The following is a 24,021-nucleotide window of genomic DNA, read 5'->3' on the forward strand; positions in this document are numbered from 1 at the left end:
TGCCATGATGCCCCGCTTTACCCTCCATTGCGCCACAAGGGGCTTCCATTTTGAGTACACCCCTCATGCTGCCCTCGGGCGGCGGCGACATGGGCCGACTGATTCGCGAGACAGACTGGTCCGGCTCGCCCCTCGGCGCGCGCGACCAGTGGCCGTCGTCATTGCTCTGGGCCATGAACCTGATGCTCGATTGCCCGGACAGCGCTTGCCTGGTCTGGGGAGAAGAGCAAGTGCTGTTCTTCAACGACGCCTACCGCGAGGTATTGCCCGTCCCGGTCGTTCAAGCGATGGGGCAACCCGTCGTCTCGGTCTGGGGCCGGGCCTGGGACCACGTCCGGCCGCAGACTGAACAGGCCCTTGCGGGCCTCGGCGCGCGTACCGACGATCTGCCGCGCGTGATCTATCGTGACGGAAAGCCGCAGCAGACCTGGTGGTCGCTGTCCTTTTCACCCTTGTACGGCGACACCGGCCTTATCGAAGGTCTGTATTGTCACGTCAACGAAACCACCACGCGGGTCACGGCTGAAGCGCGGCAGAACGAGAACGAAGCCTTTACTCATCGGGTGCTGTCGAGCATCGACGACTGCATCAAGGTGCTCGACCTGGACGCGCGCCTGATGTTCATGAGTGAAGGCGGCCAGCGGGTGATGGAGGTGGCCGATTTCGGCGCCATTCGCGGCTGCCCGTGGCCCGATTTCTGGGAAGATCAGGGCAATCTCGATGCCCGCGCCGCAGTGGAGGCCGCCCGCGCCGGCCGTAGCGCCAGTTTCATGGGCATGGCCCGGACCGTCGCCGGCACGACGAAATGGTGGCATGTCCAGGTCAGTCCCATCTTCGACAACGCTGGGTGTCCGGAAAAGATTCTTTGCGTATCGCGCGACATGACCGAACTGCGCGACGCCCAGGAAGCCCTGCGCGCCCTCAACGATTCACTGGAGCAAAGGGTGCTGGAACGCACCCAGGATCGGGACCGGATCTGGCGACTGTCCACCGACCTGATGCTGGTCGCGCAGCTCGACGGTATCGTCAGTGCGGTCAACCCCGCCTGGACCCACGCGCTGGGCTGGCCCGAAGAAGAACTGGTGGGTCGCCAGTTCCTGGATCTGGTGCACCCCGACGACATCGACAGCACTCGCGGGGCCATGCACGGTCTGGCGCATGGTCAGAACATTCCCGACTTCAGAAACCGTTATCGGCACCGTGACGGCTCGTGGCGCACCATCGCCTGGACCGCAGTGCCGGATCAGCATTTCATCCATGCCGTGGGGCGCGATATCCAGGACCAGGTCGAAGCCGACACGGCGCTGCGAATTTCCGAAGACGCGCTGCGGCAATCGCAGAAACTTGAAGCGATCGGCCAGCTCACCGGCGGCGTCGCCCATGACTTCAATAATCTGTTGACGGTCATTCGTTCCTGCAGCGACTTGCTGCGCCCCGCCAACCTGCCGGAAGAGCGTCGCCTCAAATACGTCAATGCGATCTCCAGCACGGTCGAGCGCGCCGCGCGGCTGACCAGTCAATTGCTGGCGTTCGCGCGACGCCAGGCCCTGCAACCGGAGGTTTTCGACGTTGCCCGAAGTGTCATGCGCATCGGCGAAATGATGGACACCCTGACGGGTTCGCGTATCGAAGTACGCATTGAAGTACCTGACGAGCCATGCTTCATCTTTGCCGATGGCAGCCAGTTCGACACCGCCCTGGTCAACATGGTGGTCAACGCCCGCGACGCGATGTCCGGCGCCGGCACGCTCGAAATCCGGGTGGAGCGGGCCCGCGGCGAGTCGCCGAAGCTGCCGGGCACCGACGGTTACGTCACCATTTCCCTGACTGACACCGGCACGGGAATCGCACAGGACAAGCTTGGTGCGATTTTCGAACCCTTCTACACCACCAAGGGCGTCGGCCAAGGCACCGGGCTGGGGCTTTCGCAAGTGTTCGGCTTCGCCAAGCAATCCGGTGGCGAAGTTTTGGTCGAGAGCGAACTGGGTCATGGCAGCTGCTTTACGTTGTACCTGCCGAGCGCGCCCGCCGATGACAGCCCTTCGGCTGACACCGAGCCGCCTGAATCGGTGACGCTGGAAGGGCTGAGCGTACTGATGGTCGAGGACAACCAGAACATCGGTACCTACACCCGGCCGATGCTGGAGAGACTGGACTTCCAGGTGCGCTGGGTCACCAGTGCCAGGGAAGCTCTGGACGAGCTGGCGCGTGACGCCGCGCAATTCCAGGTGGTCTTTTCGGACATCGCGATGCCGGGCATGAACGGAATCGAACTCCATGAGCGCATCCAGCAGCTTTACCCCTGGCTGCCCGTGGTGCTGACCACCGGATACAGCGAGGACCTGGCCCAGCTTCCCAAGGATCAGGAGCACCGTTTCGAGATTCTGCAAAAGCCGTACTCCACCGAAGAACTGGCCGCCAGGCTGCAGGAAGTGGTCGGACGCAGGCCCGGCTGACCAGCCCGAACACCCTTGCTCTCTGCAACTCCGCCATGGACGGCGACATCGGCAGATTTCCGCCTACTCCAACTCCGTCGATGAGCGGATTTCCGCTTATTAGCCTGCCCTGCCCCCCTCTAACTCGCGCCTGACCGGTATGGCACAGGTCCTGCTATAGCACTGACAAGGCGGTCCATTGAAGAGACCGTCGGGGCCGATCGAGCCCTCCTCTAAAAATAATGACTGCAAGGAACACCATGGAAATCTCCAACTCCCTCCCGAAGGACTCGGCCGGCACCCGCGCCGCCGAGAAGTCCACGTCAAGCCGCCTCAAATCCATTTTCAGTGGTTCGGTGGGCAACATGGTCGAGTGGTATGACTGGTATGTCTATGCCGCCTTCTCGCTCTACTTCGCCAAAGTCTTTTTCCCCAAGGGCGACAGCACCGCGCAACTCCTCAACACCGCCGCGATTTTCGCCGTCGGCTTCCTGATGCGCCCGATCGGCGGCTGGCTGATGGGTATGTATGCCGACTACAAGGGACGCAAGGCCGCGCTGATGGCCTCGGTGCTGCTGATGTGCTTCGGCTCGCTGATCATTGCCCTGACGCCAGGGTATGAAACCATCGGTGTCGGCGCGCCCATCATGCTGGTGCTGGCTCGCCTGCTGCAGGGCTTGTCGGTAGGCGGCGAGTACGGAACATCCGCGACCTATCTCAGCGAGATGGCGACCAAAGAGCGTCGCGGGTTCTTCTCCAGCTTCCAGTACGTAACGCTGATCTCCGGCCAGCTCATTGCGCTGGGCGTACTGATCGTGTTGCAACAGATCCTCACCACCGAACAGCTGCATTCCTGGGGCTGGCGCATTCCGTTCGCCATCGGCGCGCTGTGCGCGGTGGTCGCGCTGTTTCTGCGTCGGGGCATGGAGGAAACCGAGTCTTTCACCCGTAACAAGAAGACCAAGCCCAAGGAAAGCCTGCTGCGCACCCTGTTGCGTCATCCCCGGGAGCTGATGACCGTCGTCGGCCTGACCATGGGCGGTACGCTGGCGTTCTACACCTACACCACGTACATGCAGAAATACCTGGTCAACACCGTTGGCATGAGCATCAGCGATTCGACCACCATTTCCGCAGCCACGCTGTTCCTGTTCATGTTGTTGCAGCCGGTGGTAGGCGGGCTCTCGGACAAGGTCGGACGTCGCCCGATCCTGATCGCCTTCGGCGTGCTGGGGACCCTGTTCACCGTGCCGATCCTGAGCACGTTGCACACCATCGAAACCTGGTGGGGCGCGTTCTTCCTGATCATGGCCGCGCTGATCATCGTCAGCGGTTATACCTCGATCAACGCAGTGGTCAAGGCGGAGCTGTTCCCGACCGAAATCCGTGCACTGGGCGTTGGCCTGCCCTACGCGCTCACCGTGTCGATTTTTGGCGGCACCGCTGAATACATTGCCTTGTGGTTCAAGAGTATCGGTATGGAAACCGGCTATTACTGGTATGTCACAGCCTGTATCGCCTGTTCGCTGGCGGTCTACGTGACCATGAAAGACACGCGCAAGCACTCCCGTATTGAAACCGACTGATCTCGCGTCGGATTGATACCAAGGGCAGCCGCCGGTAAGGGGCTGCCCTTTTTCATGGGTATCCAGCCTCGCACGCGAACCGAAACAGTGCAAAAACCTGGACGTATCAGCGCTGCGCCTTGGAACTGCTTATATGCAAAATATTGTCAAGAGGAGATTTGCCAGCGTTTCTGCCTGGGTTGCCCGCTTACAGCGCACTCTCCCCGCCAAGGCCCGAAAATCGGGCGATGCGTCCAACTATCATTTACGGCGATGATGGGTAGCAATGCGAATGACTTTTGATTGTCGCGTGGGCGCGTAGCATTGGCTCCAACACGGGATCACAACCGATCCCACGAATTGGAGACACAGCCATGAAAACCAACACACTGATTCTGGGCATCGCTTTTTCCGTACTGGCTTCCGGCGCTTTCGCCGCTCCGGCCATGACCTCGGGCAACCTTTCGCGCTCGGCGCTGGTCGCTGAAGGCGGAACCGTCCACACCAACGTCGGCTCGATCCGCCTTGCGTCGGACGGCGCGGACCACGTAGGTGCCAATCGCCTGGCTTCCGACGGCGCTGACCGTGTAGGCGCCAACCGTCAGGCTTCCGACGGAGCTGACCGTGTAGGTGCTAACCGCTTGGGCTGATTCCTACGGATCAAAGCGACTCTACCTTCTCAAGCCCGGCCATTGCCGGGCTTGTTGGTTGTATCTGCCTCTGGCGTTCGCAACCATTGCCCAGCACTATGCTTGCTTCCTTCATCCGTGGTCACAGGAATCAAGCGATGTCAGACGATATTCACTCCTACGAACCTTCCAAAGGTCATGGCCTGCCACACGACCCGTTCAATGCCATCGTAGGTCCGCGCCCCATCGGCTGGATTTCTTCTCAGGATCGGGACGGCAAGCTCAACCTGGCGCCGTACAGCTTCTTCAACGCCTTCAACTACGTGCCACCGATCATTGGTTTTTGCAGCGTGGGCCGCAAGGACAGCCTCAACAACATAGAACAGACGGGCGAATTCGTCTGGAATCTGGCGACCCGCTCCCTGGCCGAAGCGATGAATCAGAGCTGTGCGCCGGTATCCGCCGAGGTGAGCGAGTTCGATCTGGCAAACCTGACGCCGCTTGCGTCGCAGGTCGTATCGGTGCCGCGGGTGCTGGAAACACCGGTATCGTTCGAATGCAAGGTTTCGCAGATCATTCAACTGCAACGCGCTGACCAGGAGCTGGTGCCCAGCTGGCTGATACTGGGTGAGGTGGTGGCTGTGCACATTGCCAAGTGGCTGCTCAAGGACGGCATCTATGACACAGCGGCGGCAGAGCCGATCCTGCGCGGCGGCGGTCCGGCCGATTACTTCCAGATCGACCCGAACAACCTGTTCAAGATGTACCGGCCGCAGGCTTGAGTGGTGTTCATCGCCAGCAAGCTGGCTCCTACAACATCAGCGCTGTCTGTAGGAGCTGGCTTGCCAGCGATCTGCCGCACAGCGGCAGCGGAATCCGGCACCGCGATGGGTCAGGTAAATTCGTAAGAACTGTCTTTCAGGCCAGCGGCCAGACCGGTTCGCCATCCGTGTCGACATCAACCAGCCGCTCCAGCTCGGAGACAGCGGCCAGATCGGCGTCATGCGCGGTCTTGAAGGTCTGCCCCGGAAGGATCGCATGAAAACCTGGCGCCCCGCTGAAACCCAGCGCCTTGATGGCCACTGCGGCTCGATAGCCCCCTTCACCGGGGATCACGGCACTCACCACTTCGAAGCCATTCAATTCCTTGCGTGCCATTCGCCATTTCCTGTGTGCGGATCAAGAACCGGATTCTAAGCCAGGTTATCTCGGGATTCCCACACGAACCTAAAGGTTGTCCTACACTTTCATCAGTCCTTTGTAACTGCTCAGTAGTTGTACAGGGAGGGCGTCATGAAAGTGAAAACCAAAAGGTGCATGGCTGCGCTGGGCATCGCCGCTGTCGTTGCCTTGTACGCTGCCGGAGCATGGCGGGTGGAAATGATTCGTCAGGCACCCCAGACCGCCTCTTGCATGATCGGCCACTGCGTACCGGCCAATTCCACCTTCAGCGCCCTGCGATGACGCTGCTTTGCTGACCGGATACATGGATTTTCAAGCCAAGGCTGCTATCGATTAGCAGGCTATCGGACTAGACTGGCGAGACCTTTCCGCCTCTTGCAGGGCGATGTCCATCGCTTTCAGGATCCGTCTTGACCAGTCTTACGCAAACGCCACCGGCCATTCGCAGCATTCTTACCGCCCTCATGCTGGCGGTCTTTCTCAGCGCGCTTGACCAGACCATCGTCGCCGTCTCGATGCCGGCCATTTCTGCTCAGTTCAAGGATGTCGATCTGCTCGCCTGGGTGATTTCCGCCTACATGGTGGCGCTGACGGTTGCCGTTCCGATCTACGGCAAGCTGGGCGACCTCTACGGGCGCCGCAACCTGATGCTGTTCGGGCTGGGGGTATTCACCCTGGCGTCCCTGTTCTGCGGTTGGGCGCAGAGCATGGAGCAACTGATACTGGCCCGGGTTCTCCAGGGCATAGGCGCGGGAGGGATGGTTTCGCTGAGTCAGGCGATCATCGCCGATATCGTGCCGCCCAGGGAGCGCGGCCGCTACCAGGGATATTTCAGCAGCATGTACGCCGCGGCCAGCGTGGCTGGGCCAGTACTGGGCGGGTTGATGACCGAATATCTGTCCTGGCGCTGGGTGTTCCTGATCAACCTGCCGCTGGGCATTGCGGCCCTGGTGATCGCCCGACGCACGCTGATCGGCCTGCCGGTGCCGCAACGCAAACCTGTCATCGATTACCTGGGAACCGTCCTGATGATCATCGGCCTGACTGCGCTGTTGCTCGGGATCACCGAAATCGGTCAAGGACATGGTCTGGGGGATCGCGCCGTCCAATTGCTGCTCGGCCTGGCAGGCCTGGCGCTGGCCTTGTTCGTCTGGCACGAGCGGCGGGCCGCCGAGCCGCTGCTGCCGATGCATCTGTTCACCAACCGCAGCGCGGTACTCTGCTGGTGCACGGTGTTTTTCACCAGTTTTCAGGCGATCTCGCTGATCGTGCTGATGCCGCTGCGTTACCAGACAGTGACCGGCGGCGGATCGGACAGCGCCGCGCTGCATCTGCTGCCGCTGGCGATCGGCATGCCCATGGGCGCTTATTTCGCGGGGCGACGCACTGCTTTGACCGGGCGCTACAAGCCGTTGATCCTGGCCGGCGCGTCGCTCATGCCGATCGCCATCCTGGCGATGGCCTTCACCCCCGCCGACTCGGTGGTACTCATGAGCCTGTTCATGGTCCTGACCGGTATCGCAACGGGCATGCAGTTCCCGACGTCGCTGGTCGGTACCCAGAACTCGGTTGCCGTGCGGGACATGGGCGTCGCCACCAGCACCACCAACCTGTTCCGTTCGCTGGGAGGCGCCGTTGGCGTTGCAATCATGTCGGCGCTGTTGCTCGCCATGCTTCAGCAAACCGCCATCGGTCACGTAAGCCATGACGCACTGGGCGGTGAAGGCTCGTCAGGCAACGTTCTGCTCGACAGCCTCAATGCCGCCAGCGGCCCCGCCCTCGAAGCCTTGCGTGCGGAGCTGGCGCTGACATTCCGCCACCTGCTGATGGTCAGCGCGGCCGTTTCGCTGTTTGGCCTCGCGGCAGCCTGGACCATGCCGAACAATCTGCTGCGTGGCCGGGAGTGAACCGGGACGGTCAGTCCTGCTGTTCGTCCCAGAACCATCGGGCGCGCTTGCCTCTGATGTGCTCGAAAGCCGGCATGACCTCCCCTTCACGGAATAACCGGCGTGAGCCTATCTGGGCGTTACTGAACCAGTAGCCTGCTCTGGGGCACGGCTGCCCGGCCTCGATGGGCGGCACCGGCTTTTCATCGAAGCGTGCGTACCATTGCGCTGTGGTTTCTTCAGTGAAGCCAAGTCCGGGCGCCAGGTAAGGGTGCAGGTTCCCGGTGTCCTGCAAGCGCACTGGCCTGATGACGCGGTTGACCGCTGCATAGGCCGTCGCCGGTTCTTCGTCGGAGCTTGCCAATTGCGGCACACTGCCGGCGCGGATCAACAACCCATGCTCGTAGGTGTGGAACACCACGTCGCTGTGCTGGCTCAGCCGACCGCGCAGCCGGTCGCTGCCTCCCAACCTGCGAACGAAGACCTCGCCCAGTACGGTGTACCAGCTCACGCCCTTTATCCGGTCAAGCAGCCTCAGGCTTTCTATATGCGGACCCGGGTCGACCATCAGCCCCGAATATTGCTGGGCCAGACGATATTCCCAATGCAGATACTGATGACCGTCGCAGGGCAGAATACAGGCCAGCCCGGCGAAACCGTGCTCGGCACGGACCTGGCTGCTCAGGTAACGCACCCAGTCTTCGTAACGCCTCAGTCCGTCAGGTTCGGTCAGACAGGTCCAGGGCAGCACCATTTTCAGACAGGATCGATCGTCGTTCGCCTGGCTCAGAGACGTGTTCATGACGAACAGACTGTGCGTCGCCACCTCGGCCTGAGTCGCGCTGGCGATCGACCAGACGAAGCGGTCCGTCTCGGGACTCGACAGAATCTGCCGTCGGCATGAGGCGAAACCCGATGGAGTAAGGCGGCGCATGCGCTTGTAAAGCTGCCACTTCAGCGCAGGCTTGAAGGTCGCATAAAAACGGACGAAGCAGGCTTCGACCCGCTTTTTGAGCTCGGGAGTGTGCCCCTGCTTGAAGTACAGCGTAGTGATGAGGCCCAGCCGCACGACCGGAACGCCGCAAGGCGCATCGACGCTGATGTCTCGAGCCCGACGCTCCAGCCTGTCGAGCAGGCGACGGGAACCGGTCAAGAGCTCGGACATCTGTCCTCCTCTCTTGCCGGGTGAAACAGAGGGCGTCCTTGCCCACGGTGCTCGCGCCGATTGGAACGGCCGAGGCAGGCGCAAGATCCCGCGGACATGCTGCCTTCGCTCCTGATGATTGATCGAGGCATGAAGAGTGAAGGGAGAAATGCAAGCAGGCAATACACCCCAAATACTTTGGGAAATCAGCTACATGTATCGAGAAATGTCCTACCTGCATCCTTCAGACGCGACGGATAGCATCCCATCCGGAACCTGCGACAAATAGACGCATAAAGCGTAAACACTGGGTAAACACGCTGGCTATCACCAGGCGGGTTGCGGTTAGATGTCTGGCGGCACGAGGAAACCGCGAGCACCGCCCGACGATCAGGCGGGGGCAGCCTCGCATTTCAGCAATGCGGGGCTCAGGCTCAGCATCTCCATGCAGACCTCGACCAGCCGCTCGGCTTCCTCGAATAGCGAGAAGCGCTCGGGCACCAGCAGCCACTGGTCGAGAATGCCGTTGATGTACGAGAACAGACAGATTGCGGCACGACCGGTGTCCAGCCGGGCAGGCAATTGCCCGCGGCGCACAGCGTTGGTCAGGGCCAGTCCGATCCGGTCATGGCACTCCACGACGTTGGCTTGGCGTTGGCGCCGAAAATCACACATTTCGTCCGTGTATTCACATTTATGAAAAAGGATTTCATTGATGCGACGGGTTTTCGGGTCCAGTGCAACTTCATGAAACAAATGAATCAGCAGCTTTTTCATGCAGCCCAGCGGGTCTTCTTCGTCCTCGCTCTCGCTGGCGCGCGCCATTTCCTCGAGCGGCTCCTGAAGGCTGTCGAGCATGGCCTGGACCAGCTCGGCCTTGTTGGTGAAGTGCCAGTAGATGGCGCCGCGCGTCACGCCCGCGAGCGTCGCGATGTCCGCCAGGGTTGTCCGGGCCACGCCGCGCTCATAGAACGCCTGCTCGGCGGCTTCGAGAATCTGGGTACGGGTAACCTGGGCTTCCTCTTTCGTACGACGGACCATGGCAATAAAACCTCAAGAATCTTTCGTCAGGCTGATGCATCGAGCTGCCTGCGGCGGTTATCGGGCGGCTTTTGTAGTGCCTTGTCCCGAGCGATTTACCGACTGTCCTCATAGCGGCCAATTGCTTTATGAGGTGTTTACAAACAGCCGTGAATGTAAGTATATTCATTAGCATGCTACTTATCTAGCCGAAAGTTTTTTAACATTGTCCTTTCCAAGCGTTTACAGGCTCCTGCCCCCGAGGATCTTCATGCAATTCAAGCCAGCTGTTACCGTCCTGGTCACTGCCGTCGCCCTGGCCTCCCTGCTCAGCGGCTGCGGCAAGAAGGAAGACGCGGCACCGCCCGCCCCTCAGACGCCCGAAGTCGGCGTCGTCACGCTCAAGGCCCAGCCTTACACCTTGACTACCGAGCTGCCGGGCAGGACCACCGCGTTTCGCGTTGCCGAAGTCCGGCCGCAGGTAGACGGCATCATTCTCAAGCGTCTGTTCAAGGAAGGCGCCGATGTGAAAGCCGGACAGCAGCTGTATCAGATCGACCCTGCGATGTACGAAGCCACCGCTAACAGCGCCAAGGCGACCTTGCAGTCCGCCAAGTCGATGTCTGATCGTTACAAGCAGTTGGTCAACGAGCAGGCCGTCAGCCGTCAGGAATACGACACTGCGCTGGCCAACACCCAGGAAGCCCAGTCCGCGCTGCAGACGGCGCAGATCAATCTGCGTTACACCCGCGTGCTGGCGCCGATCTCGGGGCGCATCGGCCGCTCCAGCGTGACCGAAGGCGCGCTGGTCACCAGCGGTCAGACCACCGAAATGGCGACCATTCAGCAGCTTGACCCGATCTATGTCGACGTCACCCAGTCCTCCGCTGAAATGCTCAAGCTGCGCGGTGATCTCGCCAGCGGCCGTCTGGAAAAGGCCGGCGACAATGCCGCGACCGTGAAACTCACGCTGGAAGACGGCAGCGAGTACGCACAGGAAGGTCGTCTGGAGTTCTCCGAAGTCTCGGTTGACCAGGCCACAGGCTCGGTGACGCTGCGCGCCGTGTTCCCGAACCCGGACCACGTTCTGCTGCCCGGCATGTTCGTGCACGCCCAGTTGCTGGCCGGCGTCAACAGCAAGGCCATTCTCGCGCCGCAGCAAGGCGTGACCCGCGACCTCAAGGGCAAGCCGACCGCTCTGGTGGTGAACAAGGACAACAAGGTCGAGCAGCGTGAGCTGGTCGCCAACCGTACCGCCGGTGCGTACTGGCTGATCGAGAAAGGTCTTGCCGAAGGTGACCGGGTGATCACCGAAGGTCTGCAATTCGTCAAGCCGGGCGCTGAAGTGAAGGTCAAGGACGCATCCAACCTCACCGAGGCCCAGTCTGCTTCCGCTGCCAATGGCAAGGGTGAGTGATAGATGTCCAGATTTTTTATTGACCGCCCCATCTTCGCCTGGGTATTAGCCCTGGTGATCATGCTGGTGGGTACGCTTTCGATCCTCAAGCTTCCGATCAACCAGTATCCGGCGATCGCTCCGACCGCCATCGCGATCCAGGTGACCTACCCGGGTGCTTCCGCGCAGACCGTGCAGGACACTGTGGTGCAGATCATCGAGCAGCAGCTCAACGGTATCGACAACCTGCAATACGTGTCCTCGGAAAGTAACTCCGACGGCAGCATGACCATCACCGTGACCTTCAACCAGGGCACCAACCCGGACATCGCCCAGGTACAGGTCCAGAACAAGCTGAACCTGGCGACCCCGCTGCTTCCTCAGGAAGTGCAACAGCAGGGTCTGCGAGTCACAAAATCGGTGAAAAACTTCTTGCTGGTGATCGGTCTGGTGTCCGAAGACGGCAGCATGACCAAGGACGACCTGTCCAACTACATCGTGTCCAACATCCAGGACCCGATCTCCCGGACCTCGGGTGTGGGTGACTTCCAGGTATTCGGTTCGCAGTATGCGATGCGCATCTGGCTGGACCCGTCCAAGCTCAATAACTTCCAGCTGACGCCGGTCGATGTGAGCACAGCGATCCAGGCCCAGAACGTACAGATCGCCACCGGCCAGCTCGGCGGCCTGCCCGCCCTGCCCGGCACCCAGCTGAACGCCACCATCATCGGCAAGACCCGCCTGCAGACCGCGGAGCAGTTCGGCAGCATTCTGCTCAAGGTCAACACCGACGGTTCTCAGGTTCGTCTGCGAGACGTCGCCCGCATCGAACTGGGCGGTCAGAACTACAGCATCGACGCGCAGTTCAACGGCAGCCCTGCCTCGGGTATGGCGATCAAGCTGGCATCCGGCGCGAACGCACTGGATACCGCCAAGGCCATTCGCGCGACCGTGTCCGAGCTGGAGCCTTTCTTCCCGCCAGGGATGAAGGTGGTCTATCCGTATGACACCACCCCGACCGTGACCGAATCCATCAGCGGCGTCGTTCATACGCTGATCGAAGCGATCGTGCTGGTGTTCCTGGTGATGTACCTGTTCCTGCAGAACTTCCGCGCCACCATCATCACCACGATGACCGTGCCGGTCGTATTGCTGGGCACCTTCGGCATCCTCGCCGCGTTCGGTTTCACCATCAACACACTGACCATGTTCGGCATGATTCTCGCCATCGGTCTTCTGGTGGACGACGCCATCGTCGTGGTGGAAAACGTCGAACGGGTCATGGCCGAGGAGCATCTGTCACCCAAGGAAGCCACGCGCAAATCCATGGAGCAGATCCAGGGTGCGTTGGTGGGTATCGCCATGGTTCTGTCGGCGGTACTGCTGCCGATGGCGTTCTTCGGCGGTTCCACAGGTGTGATCTACAAGCAGTTCTCGATCACCATCGTCTCGGCCATGGCCCTTTCGGTGCTCGTGGCCCTGATCTTCACCCCGGCGCTGTGCGCCACGATGCTCAAGCCGATCGATCCCGAGAAGCACGGTCAACCCAAGCGCGGCTTCTTCGGCTGGTTCAACCGTACCTTCGACCGCAGCGTGGTCAGCTACGAGAACGGCGTGAAGCGCATGGTGACCCACAAGTTGCCGGCTTTCGTCGTGTACCTGATCATCGTCGCGGGCATGATCTGGCTGTTCACCCGCATCCCGTCGGCGTTCCTGCCTGAAGAAGACCAGGGCGTGATCTTCGCCCAGGTCCAGACTCCGGCTGGCTCCTCGGCGGAGCGTACGCAGAAAGTCATCGACGAGATGCGTACCTTCCTGCTCGACAAGGAGAACGGTGAAGGCGCCGGTGTGAACTCGGTGTTCAGCGTCAACGGCTTCAACTTCGCCGGTCGCGGCCAGAGCTCGGGTCTTGCGTTCGTGATGCTCAAGCCTTGGGACGAGCGCGACAGCGACAATACTGTGTTCAAGATCGCCGAGCGTGCGCAGCAGCATTTCGCCAGCTTCCGCGACGCGATGGTGTACGCCGTCGTACCGCCATCGGTTCTGGAACTGGGTAACGCCACCGGTTTCGACGTTTACCTGCAAGACCAGGCCGGCGTCGGTCACGAGAAACTGCTGGAAGCCCGCAACCAGTTCCTCGGCATGGCGGCGCAGAGCAAGATCCTCGCCGGCGTACGTCCGAACGGTCTGAACGACGAGCCGCAGTACCAGCTCACCGTGGACGACGAGAAAGCCAGCGCGCTGGGCATCACTCTGTCCAACATCAACCAGACCCTGTCCATCGCACTGGGCGGCAGCTACGTCAACGACTTCATCGACCGCGGTCGTGTGAAGAAGGTGTACGTACAGGGCGAAGCCTTCGGTCGCATGACGCCTGAAGACCTGAACAAGTGGTACGTGCGCAACGACAGCGGCACCATGGTTCCGCTGTCCGCCATCGCCACCGGTGAATGGATCTACGGCTCGCCGAAGCTCTCTCGCTACAACGGTGTGGCGGCGATGGAAATCCTGGGTACCCCGGCTCCGGGCTACAGCTCCGGTCAGGCCATGGCGGAAGTCGAAGCCATCGCTCAGAAGCTGCCGGCGGGCATCGGCTACTCGTTCACCGGCCTGTCGTTCGAAGAACGTCTGTCCGGCTCGCAAGCGCCTGCGTTGTACGCACTGTCCATGCTGGTGGTCTTCCTCTGTCTGGCGGCGCTGTACGAAAGCTGGTCGATCCCGATCGCGGTCATGCTCGTGGTGCCGCTGGGCGTCATCGGCGCGCTGCTGGCAACCAGCCTGCGCGGACTGTCGAACGACGTGTTCTTCCAGGTGGGTCTGTTGACGACCATCGGTCTGGCGGCCAAGAACGCCATTCTGATCGTCGAGTTCGCCAAGGAACTGCATGAGCAAGGCAGGACCCTGGTCGAAGCGGCGATGGAAGCTTGCCGTATGCGTCTGCGTCCGATCATCATGACGTCCATGGCCTTCATCCTCGGCGTGGTTCCGCTGGCCATTTCCAGCGGCGCCGGCTCGGGCAGCCAGCACGCCATCGGTACGGGCGTGATCGGCGGTATGATTACAGCCACCATTCTGGCGATCTTCTGGGTCCCGATGTTCTATGTCGCCGTGTCCTCGATGTTCAAGGGCAAGGACAAAGACAAGGACCAGGCGAAGAAGAACGAAACTCCACACACCGAGGCTGGCCAATGAGCAAGTCCCTGATCTCTCTGGCAGTCACCGCGTTCATTCTCGGCGGCTGCTCCCTGATCCCCGAGTACAAGCAACCGGAAGCTCCGATTGCCGCGCAATACCCACAAGGCCCGGCGTATACGCCGGCCGAGGCGGCCAACATGGCCGCCGCCGAGCAAGGCTGGCGCCAGTTCTTTCGCGATCCGGCGCTGCAACAGCTGATCCAGACCGCACTGGTCAACAACCGTGATCTTAGGGTCGCGGCGTTGAACATCGAAGCGTACCGGGCGCAGTTCCGCATTCAGCGTGCCGACCTGTTCCCCGGCGTTTCGGCCGATGCAACCGGCTCGCGCCAGCGCGTGCCGGCCGACATGTCTCAGCTGGGCCGTTCGGGCATCACCAGTTCCTACTCCGCGACGCTGGGCGTCAGCGCCTACGAGCTGGACCTGTTCGGACGTATCCGTAGCCTCAGCGAGCAGGCGCTGCAGACCTACTTCGCCAGCGAAGAAGCGCGTCGCAGCACCCAGATCAGTCTGGTCGCCAACGTCGCCAACGCCTACATGACCTGGCAGGCCGACAAAGAGCTGCTCAAGCTGACCCAGGACACCCTCAAGACGTACGAAGAAAGCCTGCGGCTGACTTCGCGCAGCAACGAAGTGGGCGTCGCTTCGGCGCTGGACCTGAGCCAGGCCCGCACCTCGGTCGAAAGCGCTCGCGCGCGACTGGCGCAGTACCAGCGTCTGGTCGCTCAGGACCAGAACAACCTGGTCCTGCTGCTGGGCACCGGTCTGCCGGATAACCTGCCGACGCCGCAGAAACTCGATGCCGATCTGCTGACCGAGCTGCCGCCCGGCCTGCCTTCGGATCTGTTGCAGCGCCGTCCGGACATTCTTCAGGCCGAACATGCGCTCCAGGCCGCCAACGCCAACATCGGCGCGGCGCGGGCCGCGTTCTTCCCGAGCATCAGCCTGACTGCCAACGCCGGCACCGCCAGTACCGACCTGTCCGGCCTGTTCAAAGGCGGTTCGGGCACCTGGCTGTTCCAGCCGAATATCAGCCTGCCGATCTTCAACGCCGGCGCCCTGCGCGCCAGCCTGGATTACTCGAAAATCCAGAAAGAGATCGAAGTCGCCAACTACGAGAAGTCGATTCAGACAGCCTTCCAGGAAGTGTCCGACGGTCTGGCTTCGCGTCGCACGTTCAAGGACCAGCTCCAGGCGCAACGCGATTTCGTCGCGGCCAACCAGGATTACTACCGCCTGGCTGAGCGTCGCTACCGGATCGGCATCGACAGCAACCTGACGTTCCTCGATGCGCAGCGCTCGCTGTTCAGCGCTCAGCAGACCCTGATCACCGACCGTCTTGCCCAGCTGACCAGTGAGGTCAATCTGTACAAGGCCCTCGGTGGCGGCTGGTACGAGAACACGGGCGACAATCAACCGATCGCCAAGGAAAAACCTTCGGTCCAATTGTTCTGATCGAATGGTTGACCGAGCAATAAAAAACCCACCGCATGGTGGGTTTTTTATGCCTGACCGGTCAGAGGTCGTGGTGCAGATACGCCGGCTGCCTGGGCAGGCGGAGGCTGAACAGGAACGCTACCACCATCATGACAGTGACGTACCAGTAGAACGTGCTTTCCATGCCACCCGCCTTGAACTTGAGCGCGACGAATTCCGCCGAGCCACCGAATATCGCGTTACCGACCGCATAGGCGAGACCAACGCCCAGCGCGCGCACTTGCGGGGGAAACATCTCGGCCTTCACCAGACCGCTGATCGAGGTGTAGAGACTGACGATCGCCAGTGCCACGGTGATCAGAACGAAGGCCATGAACGGGCTGGTGGTGGTTTTCAGCGTCATCAGGATCGGCACTGTGAAGAGAGCGCCCAACGCGCTGAACCAGAGCATGGAGTTACGACGCCCGATCCGGTCGGCCAGCATGCCGAACAGCGGCTGCATGCACATGTAAAGGAACAGCGCGCCGGTCATGATGTAACTGGCGGTCTTGGGTTCCATGCCACCAGTGTTCACCAGATACTTCTGCATGTAAGTGGTGAAGGTATAGAAAATCAGCGAGCCGCCGGCGGTGTAGCCCAGTACGGTTATGAAAGCCGCCTTGTGATGCTTGAACAGCGCCTTGATGCTGCCGGCATCCTTGTCCTCACGGCTTTCGGCGGTGGTGGTTTCGTTCAGGCTGCGACGCAGCAGCAAGGCAATGACCGCGGCGGCGGCACCGATCACGAACGGGATGCGCCAGCCGTACTCGCGCAGCTCTTCGGTGGTGAGAAATTGCTGAAGGATGACCACGGTCAGTACCGCCAGCAGCTGCCCGCCGATCAGGGTCACATACTGGAACGACGCATAGAAGCCGCGTTTGCCGCGCAGCGCCACTTCGCTCATGTAGGTGGCCGTGGTGCCGTATTCGCCACCCACCGACAAGCCTTGCAGCAGCCGCGCCGCGAGCAGCAGCGCCGGTGCCCAGGCGCCGATGGAAGCGTAGGTCGGCAGACAGGCAATGATCAGCGAGCCCGCGCACATCATGCTCACCGAGATCAGCATGGAATTCTTGCGGCCATGTTTGTCGGCGACCCGGCCGAAGATCCAGCCACCGATGGGACGCATCAGGAAGCCGGCGGCGAACACCCCGGCGGTATTGAGCAATTGAACCGTCGGATCATCCGAGGGAAAGAAAGCCGGCGCGAAGTAGATTGCGCAGAAGGCATAGATGTAGAAGTCGAACCACTCCACCAGGTTGCCGGAAGACGCGCCGACGATGGCGAAAATCCTCTTGCTGCGTTCTTCCCCGGTGTAGTGCGACTCTGTCGTTGTAGTTGTCATTATTACCCCATCCAGATTGATAACCAGAAACAATCAGTAACACCACGGCATGACAAGCACAACAACCCGGATCACGGGTTTGCCTTTTCGTGGAGGCAAAGCCGTGATCCGGGTGGTTGAATGTCGGGCCATTAAAGCCCTGTGAGCTGCCTTAAACTTTCTCGATCGCCAGGGCGAGTCCTTGTCCGACACCGACGCACATGGTCGCCAGACCGCGACGGCCGCCAGTCTTCTCAAGATGGTGCAGCGCGGTCAGCACCAGTCGCGCACCACTCATGCCCAGCGGGTGGCCCAGCGCGATGGCACCGCCGTTGGGATTGACCTGCGGCGCGTCGTCGGCGAGACCCAGCCCGCGCACCACCGCCAGACTCTGGCTGGCGAAAGCTTCGTTGAGTTCGATCACATCGAAGTCGGCAACCGAAAGGCCGATGCGCTCCACCAGCTTCTTGACTGCCGGCACCGGGCCGACGCCCATGACCCGTGGCGGCACCGCCGCGCTCGCCATGCCCAGAATGCGCGCCCGTGGCGTCAGGCCGTGGCGCTGGACCGCTTCGGCCGACGCCAGGATCAACGCGGCGGCACCGTCGTTGACGCCTGAAGCATTTCCCGCAGTTACGGTCTTGTCGGCGCCATTGACCGGCTTGAGCTTGCTCAGCGTCTCCAGACTGGTGTCGGCGCGCGGATGCTCGTCCTTGTCGACGATGGTTTCGCCTTTCTTGTGTGCCACACGAACGGGCACGATCTCTTCATCGAAAAAGCCCGCAGCCTGGGCAACGGCGGTGCGTTGCTGGCTGCGCAGGGCGAAAGCGTCCTGATCGGCTCGAGAAACCTGGTAATCATCCGCCACGTTGTCGCCGGTTTCGGGCATCGAGTCGACCCCGTAGCGTTCCCTCATCAGCGGATTCACGAAGCGCCAGCCAATGGTGGTGTCTTCGAGTTTCATGTTGCGTGAAAAGGCGGTGTCAGCCTTGCCCATCACGAACGGCGCGCGAGACATGGACTCTACCCCGCCGGCGATCGCCAGCTCCATTTCGCCCGAGCCGATGGCCCGGAACGCGGTCCCGATCGCGTCCATGCCCGAGGCGCAGAGGCGGTTGAGGGTGACGCCCGGCACGCTTTCCGGCAGCCCGGCGAGCAGTGCCGCCATGCGCGCGACGTTACGGTTGTCCTCCCCGGCCTGGTTGGCACAGCCGAGAAACACCTCGTCCACCGCTTCCCAGTCAACTGATGGATTGCGCTCCATGAGCGCCTTGATCGGGATGGCCGCCAGATCGTCGGCCCGCACCGTCGACAAGCCACCGCCGAACCGGCCAATGGGGGTACGGATGGCATCGCAGATGAATACGTCGCGCATCAGGCTTCTCCTGCGACCTGACCGTGAGCGGCAGCGGTACGCGCTTCCAGTTCCCGCAAGGCGGTCAGTTCGACATCAGTAGGTTCTTCGGAATACGCCACGTCATCGGCGAAGCGAATCTTCCAGCCGGTGGCGGCGATCACTTGTTCACGGGTGACGCCCGGATGCAGGGTGGTGACGACAAACTCGTTGGTGCCGGCTTCCGGTTCCATGATGCACAGGTCGGTGATGATCCCGACGGGCCCCGCGCCGGGCAGCCCCAGTCGCTTGCGCGAATCGCCGCCCTCGCCGTGGCCCACGGAGGTCACGAAATCGAGCTTTTCCACGAAGGAACGTGCCGACTGCTTGAGGATGATCAGCACCGACTTGGCTGAACCGGCGATCTCTGGCGCGCCGCCCGCACCCGGCAAGCGCACCTTGGGATTGTGGTAATCGCCCACGACCGTGGTGTTGATGTTGCCAAAGCGGTCGACCTGAGCCGCGCCCAGAAAGCCCACGTCCACTCGGCCGCCCTGCAGCCAGTAGCGGAAGATCTCGCTGGTCGCCACCACGGTATCCGCGGTTTCCGCCAGTTCGCCGTCGCCGATCGACAGCGGCAGCACGCTGGGCTTGGCACCGATCGGGCCAGACTCGTAGATCAGCACGACATCCGGAGACGACGTCAGGCGTGCCAGGTTGGCGGCCTTGGAGGGCAGGCCGATGCCGACGAAGCAGACCGCGCCATTGCGCAGGCGCCGGGCCGCGGCAATGGTCATCATTTCACTGGTGCTGTAGCTCATTGTGCTGCCTCCGCCGCGCTGGCCAGTTTGCTCTGGAACTCGCTGAAATCCGCCGTGCCGTGGATGTACTCATCGATCCACGCGGTGAACGCCTCGCGGTCCCGGGCAATCGGGTCCCAGGCCTGATAGAAAGGATTGTCCCGCTCGTAATAGCCATGGGCATAGGATGGATGCGCGCCACCCGGTACCAGGCAGACCGCGCTCAGCGCCCAGGTTGGCAACACACAGGCATTCATCGGCGCCTCAAGATCGTCAACGATCTCTTCGACCGTCACGATGCAGCGCTGCGCGGCGAGCGCGGCTTCTTTCTGCGCGCCGAGGATGCCCCAGAGCAGCACGTTGCCCTTGCGGTCGGCTTTTTGCGCATGAATCACCGTCACGTCTGGCCGAACCGATGGCACGGCCGCCAGCACTTCTCCGGTGAACGGACAAGTCACGGTCTTGATCAGCGGGTTGACCTTGGGCAGGTCGGACCCGGCGTAAGCGCGCAGCACGGCGAACGGCAAGCCTGAAGCGCCGGCGACATAGGCATTGGCGAGGTCGGCATGGCTGTGCTCTTCGATTTCCATCGCATGCGGCCATTGCTTCTCGACCGCGTCGCGCAGACGGTGCAGCGAACCGACACCGGGGTTGCCGCCCCAGGAGAAAACCAGGCGTTTCGCGCAGCCAGCGCCGATCAACTGGTCATAGATCAGGTCCGGAGTCATGCGAACCAAGGTCAGGTCCTTTTTGCCCTGACGAATGATTTCATGTCCCGCCGCGGAGGGGATCAGATGGGTGAAGCCTTCCAGCGCAACGGTGTCGCCATCGTTGACCAGTTGCTTCACCGCATCGCGTAAGGAAAGAATTTCAGCCATGACGTGCTCCCAGGCTCACCATCACATTTCATTGATCAGCGCAGGACTGCGCTGGTATGAACAGGAGGTTATGCCTGCGAGTCGGCGCAAACAATCCGATAATCGACTAACCGTTCGATTATCGAACCAATTCATGCACTCTCGTCAGGTGAACAATTGCGTGCTCAGATCACGACTGGCGTCGAGCATGATCGGCAGGAAACGCTGTTCCAGTTCACTGCGGGCGACGCGGCCCGCGCTGGTGCTGACGTTGAGTGCCGCCAGTACCTGTCCCGACGCGTCATAGACCGGGACTGCAATCGAACGCAGCCCCTGCTCCAGCTCCTGATCGACGATGCACCAGCCCTGCTGACGTACCTGCTGCAAGCATTCCAGCAACGCCTCGGTGGTCCGGATCGTTCGACTGGTCTTGGGCTGCAGATCGACATGATCCAGGTATTCGCGCAATGACACGTCATCCAGCGCCGCCAGCAGAATCCGTCCCATGGACGTGCAGTACGCCGGCAGTCGTCCACCCACCGACAGGTCCACCGATATGAGCCGCTGGGTCGTAGCGGAGCGAGCGATATAAAGAATGTCGTCGCCTTCAAGGGTAGCCATGTTGCAGGCTTCGTGCAGTTGATCGCTCATGCGGTCAAGGTACGGTTGAGAAGAGACGGCGAGCGGCGTCGATGACAGATAGGCATGCCCAAGCGTCAATACCTTGGGCAACAACGAATAAGTGCGCCCGTCGGTCGTGGCATAGCCGAGCTTGATCAGCGTATGCAGACACCGACGAACGGCAGCGCGCGGGATCTCGGTGCGATGGCTGATCTGAGCGATGGTCAGATGTCGCTTGCGCTCCTGGAAGGCATGGATGACAGCCAAGCCCCGCGCCAGGGACGTCATGAAATCCGGATCCCCGGTAAATGCCTGTATTCGCTTGGCCGGCGACGCCACGATGGGCGGCGCCAACGAGGCAAAGGAGTTCCTCAGTTCATCATTCATCGCCGTGTCCTCGTCCTGCCCATACCGCCATATAGATGTCTTTTCGCTCGCCCGTCGTCTCTAAAGCCCGGCAGCTTGTGCGATTATCGAACGACTGGCCGATAATCGCAATTGACCCGTCGCAAATATGCTTATACCTTTAGCCCTGCCACGAAGTGACTTCTTGGAAATACTGGTCAGGTACCCACTGAGAAGTCCTCGGCAACGGCCTTGCCTGACAGCGAGGCCGTTTTCATTTCGGCGTTCACCTATCGCATGTCATCTGCGCCATAGATTCACTGTTCACTCGTGCAGAACAATCGAGACTTTCCGTCGTCAGAATTCCGTCCGTCAGCGACGGAATAACCATTATGAAAGTTCTGTCACTTTCAATAACACATGAAACTAGACAGACCTCCTCCGCCATTACCCTTTTTAATGAAATTTCAGGTCAACCTGCCGATCACCTAGTTGACGACTCCAAACTTTCTGGAGATAGTAGCTCGCAGAGGGTCGGCGCATACTTGCGCGCGGCCCATCATGAGGCGTCTGCCCACGGCTTGCTGTAGTGGCCGCGAAGCCGGCTCCAACAGGCGCATGTCGCTACGACAGCTATCGAATCTGGTGCCCGTAGCCACGAGCCCCAACAGCGCTCCAGGCTGCCCGGACTGCACGGGATTTATCCGCATGACGGTCGGGTCGCACAAGTGGGCGCATTTGCGGTGCTGTGTGCAGAGGGCGTTTGCGGATCAGACGAGCGAAGACAAGTCGAGCCTGTCGAGAAATGCTGTCGACCTTGGGTAAACAGGCATTTTTCAGGCGATTTCATACGGCACTGTCGAGTCCGGTTATCTTGCGAACACCGTCTAACGCCAGATTCCTTTTCACTTATTCAGGTACAACCGTGACTAAAGATGAACTGCGCGCGGAACTAGAGCGCCAGGAGCACCGATACAAGGAAGTGTATGGCGGAGAAGTTACCACGTATGCCGCCCAACCCGATCCTGAGCGCAAACCCTGGCGCAAGAAAGCCAGCATTCTCGATCAGGCATTCAAGCAAGAGCTGCAAAAGATGGAGCAGGATCTGAAAAGCGAGTCCTGATCACGCGCGGCAGCACGTCCGCGAGCGTCTTGGGCCCCCATGCGACAAGCCTCGCGTCCTGCTCGCGAGAGCGACGTTCGTGCGTCTTTTTGTTGATCTCAGGCGACACCGGTCAGCCGCTGCAAGTCGATCAGTATTTTTTCTGTCATAATCGCGCCCCCTTCAGACCGGGTCAGAAAACCTACATGATCGATTTATTCAGCGGGCTAGATGCTTGGGTGATTGTGAGCCTGTTGCTCGCTCTGGCGTTCGTCCTCACGTTCGAGTTCATCAACGGCTTTCATGACACTGCAAACGCGGTGGCGACAGTCATCTACACCAAAGCCATGCCGCCTCATCTGGCCGTGTTCTTTTCCGGTGTATTCAATTTCCTCGGCGTGCTGTTGGGCGGGGTCGGTGTCGCGTACGCCATCGTGCACCTGCTGCCCGTCGAACTGCTGATCAACGTTAACACCGGTCACGGCCTTGCCATGGTGTTCTCGTTGCTCGCGGCGGCGATCACCTGGAACCTGGGCACCTGGTATTTCGGGATCCCGGCCTCGAGCTCGCATACGCTGATCGGCTCGATTCTGGGCGTGGGCCTGGCAAACGCCCTGCTCAACCACATTCCACTGGCCGACGGCGTCAACTGGCAGAAAGCGATCGATATCGCCGCCTCGCTGGTGTTCTCGCCGCTGGCGGGCTTCGCGGTCGCCGGGCTGGTGCTGATCGGTCTGAAATGGTGGCGTCCGCAGTCCAAGATGCACAAGACGCCGGAACAGCGCCGCAAGCTGGACGACAAGAAACATCCCCCGTTCTGGAACCGGCTGGTACTGGTCATCTCCGCGATGGCGGTGAGCTTCGTGCACGGGTCCAACGACGGTCAGAAAGGCATCGGCCTGATCATGCTGGTGCTGATCGGCATCGTGCCGAGCCAGTTCGTTCTCGACCTGGGCAGCACTACCTACCAGATCGAACGTACCCGGGACGCGACGCTGCACCTGAGCCAGTTCTATCAGCGCAACAACGCCACCTTGGGCGAGTATCTGGCGCTGGGCAAGGCCGCCAAGGGCGACCTGCCTTCCACCGCGGCGTGCAACCCGGACCAGACCGAGCCGACCATCAACGCACTGCTCGATCGCCTGACCGGCGTGACCGACTACCACGCGCTGTCCTCCGAGCAGCGCATCGAAGTCCGTCGCTACCTGCTGTGCCTGGACGACACCGCTCGCAAGGTCAGCAAACTGCCTGACCTGGGCGCGCGAGAGAAGTCCGATCTGGAGAAGCTGCGCAAGGACTTGACCGGAACGACCGAGTACGCGCCGTTCTGGGTGATCCTGGCGGTGGCGCTGGCGCTGGGCATCGGCACCATGGTGGGCTGGAAGCGCGTGGTACTGACCATCGGCGAGAAGATCGGCAAGCAGGGCATGACCTACGCCCAGGGCATGTCAGCGCAGATCGTGACCGCTTCGGCCATCGGTCTTGCCAACGTCTTCAGCCTGCCGGTCTCGACGACTCACATCCTGTCGTCCGGCGTGGCCGGCACCATGGTCGCCAACAAGAGCGGCCTACAGGGCGGCACCGTGCGCAACATCCTGCTGGCCTGGGTCCTGACCCTGCCAGCAACCGTCGCGCTGTCGGCATTCCTGTTCTGGCTGGCGACTCTGGTCCTGGCCTGACATCAAGCAGAGGGCGGCGCACCCGCGTCGCCCTCT

19 protein-coding genes are annotated in these 24,021 nt (G+C 61.2%); 11 read left to right on the forward strand and 8 right to left on the reverse strand.

Annotated features, from left to right (window positions below; translation table 11 throughout):
• Positions 1–89 precede the first annotated feature (89 nt).
• The 4 genes from TRP66_RS09390 to TRP66_RS09405 all read left to right on the forward strand — a co-directional run bounded on the left by TRP66_RS09390 (position 90) and on the right by TRP66_RS09405 (position 5,411).
• Positions 90–2,456 carry a PAS domain-containing protein gene (locus TRP66_RS09390; protein WP_333401747.1) on the forward strand — a complete coding sequence of 789 codons (2,367 nt, stop codon included), beginning with the start codon at positions 90–92 and terminating at the stop codon, positions 2,454–2,456.
• Positions 2,457–2,695: 239 nt separating this feature from the next.
• A complete protein-coding gene (locus tag TRP66_RS09395; protein ID WP_333401361.1) occupies positions 2,696–4,021 on the forward strand; it encodes an MFS transporter in 1,326 nt (441 codons plus the stop codon).
• 353 nt (positions 4,022–4,374) lie between these two features.
• Positions 4,375–4,650, forward strand: a complete 276-nt coding sequence (locus TRP66_RS09400) for a hypothetical protein (protein ID WP_333401362.1) — start codon at positions 4,375–4,377, stop codon at positions 4,648–4,650.
• A 137-nt stretch (positions 4,651–4,787) separates the two neighbouring features.
• Positions 4,788–5,411 (forward strand): flavin reductase family protein, encoded by a 624-nt coding sequence (locus TRP66_RS09405; RefSeq protein ID WP_333401363.1) that lies wholly within the window; start codon positions 4,788–4,790, stop codon positions 5,409–5,411.
• 136 nt (positions 5,412–5,547) lie between these two features.
• Here the strand turns inward: TRP66_RS09405 and TRP66_RS09410 are convergent, their stop codons facing one another.
• Positions 5,548–5,787: a hypothetical protein gene (locus TRP66_RS09410; RefSeq protein ID WP_333401364.1), complete on the reverse strand. Its 240-nt coding sequence runs from the start codon at positions 5,785–5,787 to the stop codon at positions 5,548–5,550.
• Between the two features lie 135 nt (positions 5,788–5,922).
• On the opposite strand from TRP66_RS09410, the gene TRP66_RS09415 reads away from it, so the two are divergent.
• Both TRP66_RS09415 and TRP66_RS09420 read left to right on the forward strand, forming a co-directional pair.
• Entirely contained in the window at positions 5,923–6,093 is a 171-nt protein-coding gene (locus tag TRP66_RS09415) for a hypothetical protein (RefSeq protein ID WP_333401365.1), read from the forward strand.
• Between the two features lie 128 nt (positions 6,094–6,221).
• Positions 6,222–7,718, forward strand: a complete 1,497-nt coding sequence (locus TRP66_RS09420; RefSeq protein ID WP_333401366.1) for an MDR family MFS transporter — start codon at positions 6,222–6,224, stop codon at positions 7,716–7,718.
• Between the two features lie 10 nt (positions 7,719–7,728).
• On the opposite strand, the gene TRP66_RS09425 is transcribed toward TRP66_RS09420, so the two are convergent.
• Both TRP66_RS09425 and TRP66_RS09430 read right to left on the reverse strand, forming a co-directional pair.
• Positions 7,729–8,862, reverse strand: coding sequence for a DUF3396 domain-containing protein (locus TRP66_RS09425; RefSeq protein ID WP_333401367.1), 1,134 nt, complete (start codon positions 8,860–8,862; stop codon positions 7,729–7,731).
• 369 nt (positions 8,863–9,231) lie between these two features.
• On the reverse strand, positions 9,232–9,882 hold the full coding sequence (locus tag TRP66_RS09430) for a TetR family transcriptional regulator (protein ID WP_333401368.1): 651 nt from the start codon (positions 9,880–9,882) through the stop codon (positions 9,232–9,234).
• Positions 9,883–10,132: 250 nt separating this feature from the next.
• On the opposite strand from TRP66_RS09430, the gene TRP66_RS09435 reads away from it, so the two are divergent.
• From TRP66_RS09435 to TRP66_RS09445, 3 genes are read left to right on the forward strand one after another with little or no spacing between them, the layout of a single operon-like run.
• Positions 10,133–11,278, forward strand: coding sequence for an efflux RND transporter periplasmic adaptor subunit (locus tag TRP66_RS09435; protein ID WP_333401369.1), 1,146 nt, complete (start codon positions 10,133–10,135; stop codon positions 11,276–11,278).
• Positions 11,279–11,281: 3 nt separating this feature from the next.
• Positions 11,282–14,449: an efflux RND transporter permease subunit gene (locus TRP66_RS09440; protein ID WP_333401370.1), complete on the forward strand. Its 3,168-nt coding sequence runs from the start codon at positions 11,282–11,284 to the stop codon at positions 14,447–14,449.
• On the forward strand, positions 14,446–15,906 hold the full coding sequence (locus TRP66_RS09445; RefSeq protein ID WP_333401371.1) for an AdeC/AdeK/OprM family multidrug efflux complex outer membrane factor: 1,461 nt from the start codon (positions 14,446–14,448) through the stop codon (positions 15,904–15,906). The genes TRP66_RS09440 and TRP66_RS09445 overlap by 4 nt, the downstream gene beginning before the upstream one ends.
• A gap of 61 nt (positions 15,907–15,967) precedes the next feature.
• Here the strand turns inward: TRP66_RS09445 and TRP66_RS09450 are convergent, their stop codons facing one another.
• From TRP66_RS09450 to pcaR, 5 genes are all read right to left on the reverse strand, one after another.
• Positions 15,968–17,269, reverse strand: coding sequence for an MFS family transporter (locus TRP66_RS09450; protein ID WP_333401372.1), 1,302 nt, complete (start codon positions 17,267–17,269; stop codon positions 15,968–15,970).
• A gap of 151 nt (positions 17,270–17,420) precedes the next feature.
• Complete coding sequence (pcaF, locus tag TRP66_RS09455; protein ID WP_333401373.1) at positions 17,421–18,623, reverse strand: 3-oxoadipyl-CoA thiolase; 1,203 nt, start codon at positions 18,621–18,623, stop codon at positions 17,421–17,423.
• Positions 18,623–19,402 carry a CoA-transferase subunit beta gene (locus TRP66_RS09460; RefSeq protein ID WP_333401374.1) on the reverse strand — a complete coding sequence of 260 codons (780 nt, stop codon included), beginning with the start codon at positions 19,400–19,402 and terminating at the stop codon, positions 18,623–18,625. Before TRP66_RS09460 ends, pcaF begins: the two co-directional genes overlap by 1 nt.
• The gene (locus TRP66_RS09465; protein ID WP_333401375.1) at positions 19,399–20,259 is read right to left on the reverse strand and encodes a CoA transferase subunit A; all 861 of its coding nucleotides are present in this window, start codon (positions 20,257–20,259) and stop codon (positions 19,399–19,401) included. Before TRP66_RS09465 ends, TRP66_RS09460 begins: the two co-directional genes overlap by 4 nt.
• Before the next feature lie 144 nt (positions 20,260–20,403).
• Positions 20,404–21,246, reverse strand: coding sequence for a pca regulon transcriptional regulator PcaR (gene pcaR / locus TRP66_RS09470; protein ID WP_333401376.1), 843 nt, complete (start codon positions 21,244–21,246; stop codon positions 20,404–20,406).
• An 883-nt stretch (positions 21,247–22,129) separates the two neighbouring features.
• On the opposite strand from pcaR, the gene TRP66_RS09475 reads away from it, so the two are divergent.
• Together TRP66_RS09475 and TRP66_RS09480 are read left to right on the forward strand one after the other, a co-directional pair.
• A complete protein-coding gene (locus TRP66_RS09475) occupies positions 22,130–22,327 on the forward strand; it encodes a hypothetical protein (protein WP_333401377.1) in 198 nt (65 codons plus the stop codon).
• Between the two features lie 185 nt (positions 22,328–22,512).
• The gene (locus TRP66_RS09480) at positions 22,513–23,985 is read left to right on the forward strand and encodes an inorganic phosphate transporter (protein WP_333401378.1); all 1,473 of its coding nucleotides are present in this window, start codon (positions 22,513–22,515) and stop codon (positions 23,983–23,985) included.
• Positions 23,986–24,021 lie beyond the last annotated feature (36 nt).

Origin of the sequence: Pseudomonas sp. JDS28PS106 (assembly GCF_036706555.1) — a bacterium.
In the GTDB taxonomy this organism is placed as follows: Bacteria; Pseudomonadota; Gammaproteobacteria; order Pseudomonadales; family Pseudomonadaceae; genus Aquipseudomonas.

What these genes read in the sequence shown, in the direction of transcription:
- TRP66_RS09390 (WP_333401747.1), top strand. Translation starts at nt 90, where the DNA reads ATGGGCCGACTGATTCGCGAGACAGACTGGTCCGGCTCGCCCCTCGGC.
- TRP66_RS09395 (WP_333401361.1), top strand. Translation starts at nt 2,696, where the DNA reads ATGGAAATCTCCAACTCCCTCCCGAAGGACTCGGCCGGCACCCGCGCC.
- TRP66_RS09400 (WP_333401362.1), top strand. Translation starts at nt 4,375, where the DNA reads ATGAAAACCAACACACTGATTCTGGGCATCGCTTTTTCCGTACTGGCT.
- TRP66_RS09405 (WP_333401363.1), top strand. Translation starts at nt 4,788, where the DNA reads ATGTCAGACGATATTCACTCCTACGAACCTTCCAAAGGTCATGGCCTG.
- TRP66_RS09410 (WP_333401364.1), bottom strand. Translation starts at nt 5,787, where the DNA reads ATGGCACGCAAGGAATTGAATGGCTTCGAAGTGGTGAGTGCCGTGATC.
- TRP66_RS09415 (WP_333401365.1), top strand. Translation starts at nt 5,923, where the DNA reads ATGAAAGTGAAAACCAAAAGGTGCATGGCTGCGCTGGGCATCGCCGCT.
- TRP66_RS09425 (WP_333401367.1), bottom strand. Translation starts at nt 8,862, where the DNA reads ATGTCCGAGCTCTTGACCGGTTCCCGTCGCCTGCTCGACAGGCTGGAG.
- TRP66_RS09430 (WP_333401368.1), bottom strand. Translation starts at nt 9,882, where the DNA reads ATGGTCCGTCGTACGAAAGAGGAAGCCCAGGTTACCCGTACCCAGATT.
- TRP66_RS09435 (WP_333401369.1), top strand. Translation starts at nt 10,133, where the DNA reads ATGCAATTCAAGCCAGCTGTTACCGTCCTGGTCACTGCCGTCGCCCTG.
- TRP66_RS09440 (WP_333401370.1), top strand. Translation starts at nt 11,282, where the DNA reads ATGTCCAGATTTTTTATTGACCGCCCCATCTTCGCCTGGGTATTAGCC.
- TRP66_RS09445 (WP_333401371.1), top strand. Translation starts at nt 14,446, where the DNA reads ATGAGCAAGTCCCTGATCTCTCTGGCAGTCACCGCGTTCATTCTCGGC.
- TRP66_RS09450 (WP_333401372.1), bottom strand. Translation starts at nt 17,269, where the DNA reads ATGACAACTACAACGACAGAGTCGCACTACACCGGGGAAGAACGCAGC.
- pcaF (WP_333401373.1), bottom strand. Translation starts at nt 18,623, where the DNA reads ATGCGCGACGTATTCATCTGCGATGCCATCCGTACCCCCATTGGCCGG.
- TRP66_RS09460 (WP_333401374.1), bottom strand. Translation starts at nt 19,402, where the DNA reads ATGAGCTACAGCACCAGTGAAATGATGACCATTGCCGCGGCCCGGCGC.
- TRP66_RS09465 (WP_333401375.1), bottom strand. Translation starts at nt 20,259, where the DNA reads ATGGCTGAAATTCTTTCCTTACGCGATGCGGTGAAGCAACTGGTCAAC.
- pcaR (WP_333401376.1), bottom strand. Translation starts at nt 21,246, where the DNA reads ATGAATGATGAACTGAGGAACTCCTTTGCCTCGTTGGCGCCGCCCATC.
- TRP66_RS09480 (WP_333401378.1), top strand. Translation starts at nt 22,513, where the DNA reads ATGATCGATTTATTCAGCGGGCTAGATGCTTGGGTGATTGTGAGCCTG.